Source organism: Psychromonas arctica DSM 14288, assembly GCF_000482725.1.
In the GTDB taxonomy this organism is placed as follows: Bacteria; Pseudomonadota; Gammaproteobacteria; order Enterobacterales; family Psychromonadaceae; genus Psychromonas; species Psychromonas arctica.
The window spans coordinates 379,251-392,114 of record NZ_AXWP01000001.1; the positions used below are offsets into that span (position 1 = coordinate 379,251).

Genomic DNA, 12,864 nt, shown 5'->3' on the forward strand with positions numbered 1-12,864 from the left:
AATGACACAATCAACTAATAAAGCAGCACTTATCGAGATCAATAAACAGCAAATTGATTGGAATTGGCAAGTCGCAGCCTCAACATTAAGCGATGACCCTGTTAGCCTAAAAAAAGCATTATTAGCCACTGATAAGCCGTTATATTTAGCTAAACTGAATAATGAGATTGCAGTAACTCATCAACTTATGAGCCATCAAGAGGATGTACAACCTGAGTCAGCTTCTGTTTTACCAGTACTGGCTTTTGCTCAATCGATTAAAGCAGAGGAACTTGGTTCTGCAGAGTTTAAAAAAGCACATGGCGTTAAATATGCCTATCACGGTGGGGCGATGGCGAATGGTATTGCCTCTGTGGAATTGGTAATTGCGCTAGGTAAAGCTGGCTTGCTATGTTCATTTGGCGCTGCTGGCCTTATTCCAGACGTCATTGAAGAGTCAATTAAACGCATTCAAGTCGCTTTACCTAACGGACCTTTTGCGGTTAATTTAATTCATTCCCCTAGCGAACCGGCATTAGAGTCTGGTGCTGTAGAGCGATTTTTGAAACTAGGTGTTAACACCGTTGAAGCTTCCGCATTTTTAGCTTTAACAGAACACATTGTACATTATAGAGTCGCAGGTCTTTCACAAAATCCAGATGGCAGTATTGCGATTAAAAATAAAGTCATTGCAAAAGTATCTCGTACTGAAGTTGCTGAACGTTTTATGTCACCTGCACCGCAAAAGTTTTTAACAAAACTACTTACTGCGGGGAAAATTACTGCATTACAAGCAGAGCTCGCACTGCAGGTACCAATGGCTGACGATATAACAGCTGAAGCTGATTCTGGTGGGCACACGGATAATCGCCCCTTTTTAACTTTGTTACCGACAATTCTAAAACAGCGAGATCAACTTCAAGCCAAGTATAACTATGTGACGCCACTGCGTGTTGGTGCGGGTGGAGGGATAGGAACCCCCGAGTCTGCGCTTGCTGCATTCAATATGGGCGCAGCTTATATTGTGTTAGGCTCTGTCAATCAAGCCTGTGTAGAAGCAGGGGCGTCAGAACATACCAGAAAGTTATTGGCGAATATAGAGATGGCCGATGTCACCATGGCACCCGCTGCAGATATGTTTGAAATGGGGGTTAAGCTTCAAGTTGTAAAACGTGGCTCAATGTTTGCCATGCGTGCGAATAAACTTTATGAGTTATACAGTAACTACCCTAGTATCGAAGCAATACCGGCACTTGAGCGAGAGAAAGTAGAGAAACAAATCTTCCGTCAAAACCTCGACCAAGTTTGGGATATTACCAAAGCCTTTTTCCATGAGCGTGACCCTGACATGTTAGCAAGAGCATTGAATGACCCAAAACGTAAAATGGCACTTATTTTTCGTTGGTATTTAGGATTGTCATCTCGTTGGTCTAATATTGGTGAAAAGGGGCGTGAAATGGACTATCAAATATGGGCTGGACCGAGTTTGGGCGCCTTTAACAGTTGGGTAAAAGACAGTTATTTAGTCGATTACCAACAACGTAATGCAGTCGATGTAGCACTACATTTATTAACTGGTGCGGCATATTTAGAACGTATCAATCAACTCAAATACCAAGGTGTGACAGTACACAACAGTTTATTAAATTATCATCCGGCACATTCTTTTTTATCTTAATAAAATAAACTATTAGCAATACCAAGTTATGCTGAAAGTATCAGACAAATATAAAAGTAGAGTAATACATGACCGTAAAAAAACAAAACAATCCATTATATGGATTAAAATTAGAAGTGTTATTAACTGAAATATCAGAACATTACACGTGGCCTGGTTTGAGTGATGCATTATTGATTGATCGCTTTAATTTTCACACTGGAATGAAATCAACCAGTAAGTTTTTACGTAACAATCAATGGGCTCGTGAAAAAGTCGAGACTTTTTATTTGTATGAATTTAAGGCTTATCCATATCCTGAACCAAAGTTATTAGCTAAACCACCTAGAGACCGAAATATTCCAGAAGATCAAATGCCAGGTGAACCTAAACCGATCACCGATGCAATGATTGACCGTGTTGATATTGCCTGTAAATATCGTATTTATGAAAAATCAGCAGATATCATTAAAAAGGAACCAGTTTATGACCCAAGTAATCCTTGGGGTGTTAAATAGTGCAGATAGTGAAGGAATAGCGCATGTTAAGTTGGGAAATTAAATTCTTTTCAGAATTATCTGCGTTACGTTTATATCAAGTGTTAAAACTGCGACAAGACGTTTTTGTACTTGAACAGCAATGTTTGTATGCAGACACCGATAATTTAGACCAACAGGCATTACATTTCTTATTAATGTCTGAAGAAGATGATGATTTAGTAGCGTATTGCCGCGTACTGCCTGCAGGTACAAGTTACCCAGAAGTTGCCATAGGGAGAGTAGTCGTTGCCCCTAATGCACGTAACAAAGGATTTGCTAAGCAACTAATGCAAAAGGCGATTCATTTCATAGAAGATGAAATGCAAGCACCTGCTATTAAAATATCAGCTCAATCTCATCTGCAACATTTTTATCAGTCATTGGGTTTTATTATTTGCTCATCACCCTATGATGAAGATGGAATTGAACATGTAGAAATGACGCTAATCAACACGCAGTTGTCATAAAGCCAATGACGGTTACTTGAAATCACTGCTATAATGCGGTTGAAAAATAATAGTAGATGCTGTCATCGTTTAGCTTATTTAAAACCTGAACTAATCTAATACTTTGATTCATTAACTATTAATCTGTTTATTGAAATACCTTTAATACCCTTAGGAAAGAACATGTCTGCCGAATTACAACAAAACAACCCACTTCATGGTTTGAAAACAGAAACATTATTAACAGAACTAGTAGAGTTTTATGGTTGGAAAATTTTATTTGCAGCAACACGTTTCAAATGTTTTGACGTGAACCCAAGCATTAAAGGCAGTTTGAAGTTTTTACAAAAAACTGAATGGGCCCGTTTAAAGTTAGAGAGTTTCTACTTGTATCGTTTTAAACGTATGCCCAAACCTAATGATGCTGAATTCCACTTAGATCCTCGTGAGCGAGGCTTTGAGCATGGTATTGTACCTTTGTCCCCAATGAAACTAACCATTGAATCAATAGAGTTATCGCAAGCTAAAGCAGCATCGGCCTTTCAAGAGCGACAAAATGAAAAGCGCCAAAGTCATCAATCACGCAGACAAGATAGTAAACATCCGATGCGCGATAATAAAGTGGCAAATAAAAAAGCTGATAAAGCGGAGCCTAAGTATGACCCAAGTAACCCTTGGAACGTTTAATTCGCGAGCTAATAATTAAGAAATAAATTATTAAGAGATAGAAATAGATAGCTAAGCCATAAATAGTTATGGCTTAGCTATATTATTATTATGCCCATTAATAGTTAAACAACTATACCTATTTGTTTAACTTCCTCTTCAGTAATAAAATTTGTTTGATCAGCTGAGATTTTTCTAACTTTGCTAATTCAGCAACTTGTAAGTCATTTTTAATTAAAGACTCAAGGTTATTGATATCGCTGCCGTTTGATGCTTGGTTTTGTGTTTCGGATAGCTGCTGTTTTAATCTATCATTTTCCACACTTAAGCTATCAATTTTTTGCTGCATTTTATTTTCATCACGTGCAGATTCTTTAGCGGCAAAAATAAGGGACTCTAGGGTTTTATTTAACGCTTTGTTTTTGGCAACTTTTTTTAGCTGATCACCCGCTTTAATAGATAAGTTAAAGGTATATAGCTTTTTTCCATCATCACTATCACGTGATTTTTTACTTCGCCAAGCTTTAAACATTTTATTACGTAATTCACGACCTTCCGCCGTGGTTTCAAGTAACTGGCAAAGTTGTTTAAATTGTGTCTCAGACATATTATTAATATCGATTCCTAAACCCTGAGTTAAAGATAATAATAGGGGGGTTTTAGGTATTAAATAATTTTTTACCCACTGACTATTTGATTCGTTCCATTCAAAACTTGCAGGGGTTTCTACTGTGATCACATGAATCTCCTTATTTTATCGACACCTTAAATAAAAAACTAGATAAAGAAAAATAGTAAAGGGCAAACAATGATTATGTTTTGCTTTAAATTTTTTTGCTTGGTACAAAAAATAGCTTGCTAGATAACTGGCTCACCATAAAAGTAACAGTTATAAATTACTTCAAATCTAGATATGGAATTCGAGTCAGTGCCTTATTCTGCTCCAGGTTTATATCGCTAACCTATACAAAAAACTAGACGTAGTAGGTAACCAAGGTATTGTTCACCCACTATGTCTTAACTATTATTACAGCGCTTATCACATGCATTGTCGCTATACCGCGGCATGCGGTGATACTAAGTGGTGCTGCATAAGGAGAGGTTAATTTGCCATGAACAGTATTATTAATGTTCAATATGCATTGTTTATAAACCATCTCCTGCAAAGCTATTGTTATAAAGCATTTTACAAAATATTTTTTTATCTAATTGTTTAGCGTGTTTCGTTGTTGATCAACCATATTTTAAATTGTTTCTTTTGCTCAACTGTTGCTGCTCTATATTCATCAATTAAGCTATTTGTGGTTACTTTTTTAACGGTGCCAGAACTAACATCTATATTGTTATCTCGATTTGTGTCAGCGATTAATGCTTCGATATCACTGTATGGCAACAAGCCATTACCATGTAATTCAGTGGGGTTTTCAACTTGGTACTTACCATTATCATTAGTAACATACCAGTTTAAACCTGCTTGAATTTTTTGACCTGCTTGTACAGCGCTATACATTTTATCAGTTGAAATAGTTGTTTTACCGTTCACATCTACATTTAACAAAAACGGTCTACTTTCTGTAAAACGATTATCGTCAATATCAAACTTCTTACTGAATCTCACGGCAATTTGTTGCTTGCCATCTTTCACTTCTATCGTGTTATCGCTTAAAAATGAGCTTTCCACTTTTACACCATTTACAGCTAGGACACTGATACCGTTATTGGCGATGATTTCACCTGAAAAAGCGAGAGGGCTAATTGCCAGGGATAATAATAATCCTGTGATTTTCATATGTTTTTTCCTAATAAAAAGAGACGAAATAAATAATTGAGTAAATATGGTCAATATGACAGATTCTGCTTCGCTTTGGTATATCAAGGTGTGATCTATCACTATAAAATTGAGACAATGATCACTGGTAGCAGAAAGATTGATCGTTATCAGTTTCAATTACACTATTTAGGGTAGTTTGTTACTCAATATTAGAGCTAGTTTAATTTAGTTATCAAAACAATAAAAGGATTCAGCGTGGTTAAAATTAAGAAAAATGTGTTCTCTAACATAGGTACTCAAGTCGTTATTGCAATGGTAATAGGTACTGCTGTAGGTGCTTATATGGGACCAGGTGCAGAGGTGTTTGCTCCATTGGGCTCTATCTTTATTCATCTTATTAAAATGTTAGTGATACCACTTGTAGCAGCTGCCATCATTACCGGAGCCGCTAATTTAGGCGATAGCCCTGCGGCAGGTAAAATTGGGATCAGTACTTTTGCATTTTTTATGCTCACATCTGCTGTTGCAGTTGCGTTAGCAATCGGTTTAGGTGAGTTGTTTCAACCAGGTGTTGGGGTTGACTTAAGCAGCATGCATTCAATGTTCTCTAATGAATATGCAGATAAAGGTGAAGTACCTGGATTTTTTGCGACAGTATTAGGCATGATTCCTACCAATATTTTTCAATCTTTAAACGATGCAAATATTCTACAAGTTTTAGTTTTTTGTTTATTTCTTGGTATTGCGCTGTCTAAAGTAGATAAAAACAAGTCAGCGCCATTAATGTCTGCGTTATCGGCTTTAGTTGATGCTTTTGTTTGGATGATTAATGTAGTGATGCGTATTGCACCCATTGGTGTTTTTGGTCTAATGGCAGAAGCTGTGGGTACGTTTGGATTTGATGTACTTACCATGGTAATGAAGTTATTTGTCGTTTACGTAGTGGCAATCCTTATATTTGGTTTTGGTTTTTACCCATTATTAATCAAACTACTGTCTAAAGTTTCTGTACGTCATTTTTTATCGGTAATGAAAGCCCCACAAGCGGTTGCATTATCCACTGCTTCTTCTATGGCAACCCTACCAGTGACAATGGATGTGGTTGAGAAAGAACTTAATATCAATAACTCTACAGCCTCTTTTGTGTTACCCCTAGGGGCGACTATTAACATGAGCGGTAACGCTATTTACTACGGCCTAGTAGCTGTGTTTTTTGCTCAGGTATTTAATGTCGATTTAACCTTTGGAGCCTATGCCGCTATTATCTTTACTGCCACTATTGGTGCTATTGGTCAAGCTGGTGTTCCTGGCCCGTCATTTTTAGTCGTTGCCGTTTTATTAGCAGCAGGGATCCCGATAGAAGGGTTACCATTGTTGTTTGCATTGGACCGTATTTTTGACATGATTCGAACTGCATTGAATATTACCGGTGACGCGGCTTGTGCTGTTATTGTTGATGGATTAAACCCAAACCATGAGCAACAAGAAAATGAATTAGAAGATGAAGCAACAGTACGTTAATGACATTAAGATTTAATTGCTTTTTTCTTGAATTAAGTTAATGCTGAAGTTCAGCTACTAAAAAGGAGCCTAGCTCCTTTTTTTATCTTTAAAACTCAAGAAATATGAGTTTCTGTCGATAACATATCATGCCGCTACATTTTTAATTACTTTTTAGCTGCTTGTTACAAGTCAATATGAAAAATAAGCTGCATAGAAGTTAACAGATTTCGACATAAAAAATGAAGCTATCAAAGGTACAGATAAGGAGAATATTGATGGATATGAGTGTCGTTGGCAGTGTGCTAACAGAACAAACTAAAATAAATACGCTGGAAACGGTCAATGTTAATTTATTAAAAAAGAGCAATGACCAAGCCGAGCAACAGGCAACTCAATTATTAGAGTCAATTCCGCCTATGCCGGAAGGTAGTAAAGGTAATAATATTGATACGCATGTATAGCTTCTCCTATTAAGGAGCGCTTATGTCTACTACTACAGTGGACTTTAATTGTTATTAGGCATTTTAATGAATGTTAAAAGACTGAATCAATTAGCTCAAAAGTCTTAATATAGATACTAAAATGCCAAACATAAGTTTGGCATTTTTACGGTGTTTATATAGTTAGAACAAAACCATTTATACTTCAGGATAATCAGCTATCATTTTTTCAGCATCTTTTACCATACCAGCACTTCCACAAATAAATGGTACACGTTGATGTAATTCAGACGGCTCAATTTCCATAATTCTTTTCGTACCTGTGCTTGCAATACCACCTGACTGTTCTGCAAGGAATGCAATTGGATTACACTCATATAACAATCTTAACTTACCTAGTGGAGCTTGTGCCGTAGATGGGTACATAAATATACCACCTTTCAATAGATTACGATGGAAGTCAGCAACTAATGAACCAATGTAGCGAGAGGTATAAGGGCGGTTATCTTCTGGTACAATTTCTTGACAGAACTTAATATACTTTTTAATACCCAATGGGAATTTCAAGTAATTACCTTCATTGATTGAATAACACTTACCTGTTTCAGGCGTCTTCATATTTTCATGTGATAGGTAAAATACACCTAGAGATGGATCACAAGTAAAGCCGTGAACACCGTTACCGGTGGTATAAACAAGCATGGTAGATGAACCATAAATGACATATCCAGCAGCGACTTGCTTAACACCTGGTTGTAAAAAATCTTCTAGTGTCACAGGCGTCCCAACAGGGCTAACACGACGGTAGATTGAGAAAATAGTACCAACAGAAACATTCACATCAATATTACTAGAGCCATCTAGTGGGTCCATCAATACAACGTATTTACTATTTATACCTCGCTCACTGTCAAAACTTACGAAGTCATCTTCTTCTTCAGAAGCAACACCACAAACTTCGCCGCGAGCTTCTAGTGCACATTTAAATTTATCATTAGCGTATAAATCTAGTTTTTGTTGTGTTTCACCTTGGACATTTTCAATACCTGTGGCACCAATAATGTCAGCAATACCGGCTTTGTTAATTTCTCGGTTAACAATTTTGGCTGCTAAACGAATTGCGCCTAATAACCCCGTTAACTCCCCACTAGCTTCTGGGAAATCATGTTGTTTTTCAATAATGTACTCGCCTAAAGTGATCATATTCTCTCCAATAAGTGTTGGAATTTTATTATAAGTATAAATAATAAAATTTGCTCATAAAAAGGTGTGAGCTAGTTCTAATAAATTAAAATTCTAGGTATATTGTATTACAAATAAGGGGTTTCTTATAATTAATTCCATGCAATAAGGTATTTCAATAATGTTACAACCCTATATCTTTGAATTACAGGGATATCACATTTCTTTTACCTTTTATGTGAAGAAGGAATGACTTAGCGTTATAGGTTTAATTAACACTTACAAATTTTCATTAAAGCTGTTAAAGAGGGGAGGCAAGGGCTTGTCGACGTTATTTCTATAATTCAAATTTGTAAATTATCTGTTTTAAATTCAGATAGGTTTGTCTCATTAAACACTAAGTTGTTGTGTAAACAGTTTTTTGAATTTAATCTATTTACTGATCCTTGATAAGAATTATTACGCATAGTTTTTAATAGGAGAGGATTGAAAATTAAATTAGTCAATTGTGTTACTACCTCACTTCTGTAATAAGGTAGTACAGTGTTACCAATAGTGCTTATTAACGTGCTTTTCTGGCTTTGTTTTTTGCACGACGTACGGCAGACGGTTTATTTTCTGCTTTACGCTTTTCTACCATCTGATTACGTTCTTGAGTTGCTTTATAACGACTTTTCTTGAACGATTTACCATCTTGTTGTACTTCCGTTGTACTGTTAAATTCGTAGCCTGGATATACAATTCGTTCAAATTTTCGACCAATTAATGTTTCAATATTATCTAAAAATTGTTCATCTTTAGGGCTTACTAGCGATACTGCATTACCACTTTTACCTGCTCGTCCTGTTCGACCAATACGGTGCACATAGTCTTCAGACAAAAATGGAAGGTGAAAGTTAACTACGTAAGGTAAGTCTGGAATATCTAAACCACGTGCTGCCACATCCGTAGCGACCAAAACACGAACACTGCCTTCTACAAATTGTTGAATTGCTTTATTACGAGCACCTTGTGTTTTGTCACCATGACATAATGCGGCTTTGATGCCATCTAACTTCAATTCTTGTGCGAGTATATTGGCACTTTCTTTGGTGCCCGCGAAAACTAATACTTGCTTCCAGTTCTTAACACCTATCAACTCAGATAATAACTCTCGTTTACGCGCTTCACTGACCCAGTAAACTTGCTGCTTAACCTTGCCAGATGTTGAGTTTTGCTTAGCTGTTTCAATATTTTTTGGGGTATTTAAAATTTTATTAGCTAGAGTTTTTACTTTATTAGAAAAAGTCGCAGAAAACATGAGTGTTTGATGTTTTTGTTTAATAATATTAGTAATTTGTTGAATATCAGTTAGGAACCCCATATCCAGCATTCGATCTGCTTCATCTAAAACTAGATGTTTAATATGTGCTAAATCTACTTGGCGTGCGTTAACGTGTTCTATCAAACGCCCAGGTGTTGCGATCAGCACATCTACACCTTGTTTAAGCATTTGTTTTTGAGGTGATACATTTGCACCACCTGTTACCACTCCTGATGTAAGAGGCAGAAATTGACTATATTGTTTAACATTCTCTGCTACTTGCAATGCCAATTCACGTGTCGGTGTTAAAATAAGTACTTTGATAGTACGTGAAGTGCCAATATTATCAGGTTGGTTTTTAGCTAAAATATCCAATAAAGGAAGGGTGAATGCAGCTGTTTTGCCGGTACCTGTTTGTGCACTTGCTAAAACATCATGTCCTGCTTTGATGATTGGAATTGCTTGTTGTTGGATTGGGGTTAGCTTTGAATAACCACAGGCTTTCACTGCCTTTAAAAGATTCGCAGATAGACCTGCTGCATCAACACTCATATTGTTACCTAATTTATACGCTTAAAATCAACGCGCAGTATAACAAAATCCATTTATAATGTATGAAAAACATAACTGCTAATAAATGTGTTTTATTTATTAACGGTGTTTATTCGTTCCTATTGTTATTTTTGCTATTTGTTGTTTGCATCAGTCTAATGTTTTTTTAATCAAAAAGACTGTGTTCTACGCTTTTCATTGACTATATTGTTGGTTTTTATGTGCTATTAAATATTGCTTTACGGTCTTTTATTTAAGTAAATACAATTTTGTTATTATAGAATGAGTGAATATTATTTACTTGTTATTAGTTTGGTTATTTCAGAATGCTATTTTTACTATTGAATGTCTCGCTGTGATCCTTATTTATTCAGCGTGATCCGTAAATTACTTTACTGATCAAAGCACTGTTCTCGCATTCAACTGTTTTTGTTAATGAATGCACACTCACAAGTAATTATTACTTCTATTCAATACTTAAAACCGCATAAAAAACAACAATAAAATAGGAAATACAAAATGTCTCTCCAACTCGCAACCCTCAGCGTTCGTGAATTTGAACAAAAAATATTAAATAAAGATTCATTCATTTTAAATGTAGCTGCCACTTGGTGCTCTGATTGCACAGATCAACGCCTTAATCTTGAGTCATTTGTTGCTGCTGTTGCAGAATATAATTTGTCCGTATTTGAGTTAATTGCTCAAGAAACTAAAGGAGAATATATCAGCCCTGAAATAGGTGGGTTAATTGAGCAATTTGGAGGACATGGTTTTCCTCGCACTGTGCTCATTAACAAAGGTAATATAATCAGTGCAGACAATGTTGAAATGATTAGTGAAAAGGCATTATTACAACTAGCAAATAAATTTAAACAGCATTCAATCATTTAACTTAACCATTTGTATCTACTCTGTACTCAATAAAACTAGTGTAGTTTATGCAAATAAAGAGTTAATAGTCTTTACCAAGCCATTTGTACCTAGTAAAGACTATTAACTCTTAAAATTATTATTTTCTCAATAATTGATCTGAAACAAAATTTAATTTGTTAAGGGCCACAAAAATCTAAAAGTTATGCTAATTTTATACTCTTAAATCATTAATTTTTTTATATGATTTATTTTTGTAACACTACTAATGAAAGGTCGATAATGTCATTGCTTAATAATCTTACTCCAGAAAAAAAAATGACGGTCATTTTTAGAATGGAACCTGGATCGCTAGGACCAGAAGGAAAAGAATATGTTAATGAGTTCTGTGAATTTGCTCAAACGCAATTACAAGCTAGTGCATCGCATTATTTAAATTGGTTTATTGTACCTAGATTTGACAAAACATTAAGTGAAATGAAGTTTCAACTCGGCAATAAAACAATGACTCAAGAGCAGGCTACAAAATATTTATCTCTATTTGGTGAAAGTTATACGCATTTTGAAGAGCAGCTTGAAGATAACCTAGAAGCTATTATTAACCAATATTTTGGTCGTTAAGGATTAAAATGATAAAAAAAATAACTACAGACCAACTACAAGTTGGTATGTACATTAATCACCTTGTGGTTGGTTGGTTAAACAATCCCTTTACTTCGACTAAGTTCTTACTTAAATCTAAAAATGATATTTCAAAAATACGTGATGCGGGAATAAAATGGGTTGAAATTGATACGACTAAAGGGTCAGGCGTTTCACTTGATAAAACCGTTCAATCAAAAGCCGAAGCCTCGGTAAAACAACAAACTAAAAGTGCTAAAGAAGAATTGGAATCTGCTAAAGTTGCCTTCGAAGATGCAAGACAGTTTATTAGTGGTGTGATGAATAGTGCAAAAATGGGGCAATGCGTTGAATTAGAACAAGTTGAACCCGTCATTAAAAAACTAAGCGAATCGGTTTTACGTAACGAAAATGCCTTGCTTGGACTGACTCATATTCGTAATATGGATTATTATACTTTTGAACATTCGGTCAGTTTTTCTGTGCTTATGATGTCTTTCGCAAAAGGCATGGGCAAATCTGATGAGTTTATTTGTGCAGTAGGAGTAGGTGGGTTATTACATGATATCGGTAAAACGCTCACGCCAGATCATATACTAAATAAACCAGGAAAATTAACGCCTGAAGAATTTGTGATCATGAAAGAGCACGTAGTACATAGCCGTATCATTCTTGAAAAAACCGAAGGTTTGTCACAAATATCAATGGATGTTGCGGCGATGCACCATGAAAAATACGATGGTAACGGTTATCCACTTGGTCTAGATAAAGACCAAATAAGCTTGGCAGGTCAAATGTCGGCGATTGTTGATGTTTACGATGCACTAACCGCAGACCGTTGTTACCACAAAGGCAAAAAGCCTTCTGAAGCGATTCAATTTTTATTAAAAGGATCAGGCAGTCATTTTAATCCGCAATTAGTACAACAATTTATACAGTCGGTAGGTATCTATCCCGCGGGATCGATTGTGTTATTAAACAATGATTATTTAGCAACCGTGATTGAAATAAAAGATAATATGTTAAAACCAATTGTAGAGATTTTCTTTAATACTAAGACAAAACAACACGTGCAAACAGAGTTGATTGACCTGAGTACGTCAACTGACCTTAAAGTGAAAAATGTAGATAGCTATGCGAACTGGAATATTAAACCTTCAATTGCTTAGCACCCCCTTATTAGCCCACAATAAAAGCCTTAAAATAATGTAATTTTAAGGCTTTTATTGTTTTAAAATTCACATGGAAAATGTGCTAACCGTGGTAGAGAAAATCCTTTTTCATAGAAAGTAAAATAAAAGTAAGTCGAAAACATCATGCAAGTATGCTAAAAAT

General features: G+C 35.7%; 13 protein-coding genes. 9 read left to right on the top strand and 4 right to left on the bottom strand.

From position 1 onward, the window contains the following. Position 1 precedes the first annotated feature (1 nt). From H592_RS0101610 to H592_RS0101625, 4 genes are all read left to right on the top strand, one after another. A complete protein-coding gene (locus tag H592_RS0101610; protein WP_037070689.1) occupies positions 2–1,657 on the top strand; it encodes a PfaD family polyunsaturated fatty acid/polyketide biosynthesis protein in 1,656 nt (551 codons plus the stop codon). A gap of 68 nt (positions 1,658–1,725) precedes the next feature. After that, positions 1,726–2,154 (top strand): VF530 family DNA-binding protein, encoded by a 429-nt coding sequence (locus H592_RS0101615; protein WP_028867197.1) that lies wholly within the window; start codon positions 1,726–1,728, stop codon positions 2,152–2,154. Positions 2,155–2,177: 23 nt separating this feature from the next. Continuing rightward, complete coding sequence (locus H592_RS0101620; RefSeq protein WP_028867198.1) at positions 2,178–2,642, top strand: GNAT family N-acetyltransferase; 465 nt, start codon at positions 2,178–2,180, stop codon at positions 2,640–2,642. Positions 2,643–2,804: 162 nt separating this feature from the next. Then, positions 2,805–3,308, top strand: coding sequence for a VF530 family protein (locus H592_RS0101625; RefSeq protein WP_028867199.1), 504 nt, complete (start codon positions 2,805–2,807; stop codon positions 3,306–3,308). A gap of 118 nt (positions 3,309–3,426) precedes the next feature. On the opposite strand, the gene H592_RS0101630 is transcribed toward H592_RS0101625, so the two are convergent. Continuing rightward, positions 3,427–4,026 (bottom strand): hypothetical protein, encoded by a 600-nt coding sequence (locus H592_RS0101630; RefSeq protein ID WP_028867200.1) that lies wholly within the window; start codon positions 4,024–4,026, stop codon positions 3,427–3,429. Positions 4,027–4,500: 474 nt separating this feature from the next. Next, positions 4,501–5,076 carry a DUF2057 family protein gene (locus H592_RS0101635; RefSeq protein ID WP_028867201.1) on the bottom strand — a complete coding sequence of 192 codons (576 nt, stop codon included), beginning with the start codon at positions 5,074–5,076 and terminating at the stop codon, positions 4,501–4,503. Between the two features lie 237 nt (positions 5,077–5,313). Here H592_RS0101635 and H592_RS0101640 point away from each other — a divergent pair, with 237 nt between their 5' ends. Then, positions 5,314–6,579, top strand: coding sequence for a dicarboxylate/amino acid:cation symporter (locus H592_RS0101640; protein ID WP_211235600.1), 1,266 nt, complete (start codon positions 5,314–5,316; stop codon positions 6,577–6,579). Positions 6,580–6,836: 257 nt separating this feature from the next. After that, positions 6,837–7,022, top strand: coding sequence for a putative motility protein (locus H592_RS0101645; RefSeq protein WP_028867203.1), 186 nt, complete (start codon positions 6,837–6,839; stop codon positions 7,020–7,022). A 177-nt stretch (positions 7,023–7,199) separates the two neighbouring features. Here H592_RS0101645 and fbp read toward each other — a convergent pair whose 3' ends face one another. Further along, positions 7,200–8,204, bottom strand: coding sequence for a class 1 fructose-bisphosphatase (gene fbp / locus H592_RS0101650; protein ID WP_028867204.1), 1,005 nt, complete (start codon positions 8,202–8,204; stop codon positions 7,200–7,202). Positions 8,205–8,745: 541 nt separating this feature from the next. After that, positions 8,746–10,038 (bottom strand): DEAD/DEAH box helicase, encoded by a 1,293-nt coding sequence (locus H592_RS0101655; RefSeq protein WP_028867205.1) that lies wholly within the window; start codon positions 10,036–10,038, stop codon positions 8,746–8,748. 519 nt (positions 10,039–10,557) lie between these two features. Here H592_RS0101655 and H592_RS0101660 point away from each other — a divergent pair. The 3 genes from H592_RS0101660 to H592_RS0101670 all read left to right on the top strand — a co-directional run bounded on the left by H592_RS0101660 (position 10,558) and on the right by H592_RS0101670 (position 12,698). Beyond that, on the top strand, positions 10,558–10,929 hold the full coding sequence (locus H592_RS0101660) for a TlpA family protein disulfide reductase (RefSeq protein WP_028867206.1): 372 nt from the start codon (positions 10,558–10,560) through the stop codon (positions 10,927–10,929). Between the two features lie 261 nt (positions 10,930–11,190). Then, entirely contained in the window at positions 11,191–11,529 is a 339-nt protein-coding gene (locus H592_RS0101665) for a hypothetical protein (protein ID WP_028867207.1), read from the top strand. Positions 11,530–11,537: 8 nt separating this feature from the next. Then, on the top strand, positions 11,538–12,698 hold the full coding sequence (locus H592_RS0101670) for a cyclic di-GMP phosphodiesterase (protein ID WP_028867208.1): 1,161 nt from the start codon (positions 11,538–11,540) through the stop codon (positions 12,696–12,698). Positions 12,699–12,864 lie beyond the last annotated feature (166 nt).

Bases quoted from the DNA above. Each gene is read 5' to 3' on its own strand.
- H592_RS0101665 (WP_028867207.1), top strand. From the start codon at position 11,191: ATGTCATTGCTTAATAATCTTACTCCAGAAAAAAAAATGACGGTCATT.
- H592_RS0101615 (WP_028867197.1), top strand. From the start codon at position 1,726: ATGACCGTAAAAAAACAAAACAATCCATTATATGGATTAAAATTAGAA.
- H592_RS0101670 (WP_028867208.1), top strand. From the start codon at position 11,538: ATGATAAAAAAAATAACTACAGACCAACTACAAGTTGGTATGTACATT.
- H592_RS0101620 (WP_028867198.1), top strand. From the start codon at position 2,178: ATGTTAAGTTGGGAAATTAAATTCTTTTCAGAATTATCTGCGTTACGT.
- H592_RS0101645 (WP_028867203.1), top strand. From the start codon at position 6,837: ATGGATATGAGTGTCGTTGGCAGTGTGCTAACAGAACAAACTAAAATA.
- fbp (WP_028867204.1), bottom strand. From the start codon at position 8,204: ATGATCACTTTAGGCGAGTACATTATTGAAAAACAACATGATTTCCCA.
- H592_RS0101655 (WP_028867205.1), bottom strand. From the start codon at position 10,038: ATGAGTGTTGATGCAGCAGGTCTATCTGCGAATCTTTTAAAGGCAGTG.
- H592_RS0101610 (WP_037070689.1), top strand. From the start codon at position 2: ATGACACAATCAACTAATAAAGCAGCACTTATCGAGATCAATAAACAG.
- H592_RS0101635 (WP_028867201.1), bottom strand. From the start codon at position 5,076: ATGAAAATCACAGGATTATTATTATCCCTGGCAATTAGCCCTCTCGCT.
- H592_RS0101660 (WP_028867206.1), top strand. From the start codon at position 10,558: ATGTCTCTCCAACTCGCAACCCTCAGCGTTCGTGAATTTGAACAAAAA.
- H592_RS0101625 (WP_028867199.1), top strand. From the start codon at position 2,805: ATGTCTGCCGAATTACAACAAAACAACCCACTTCATGGTTTGAAAACA.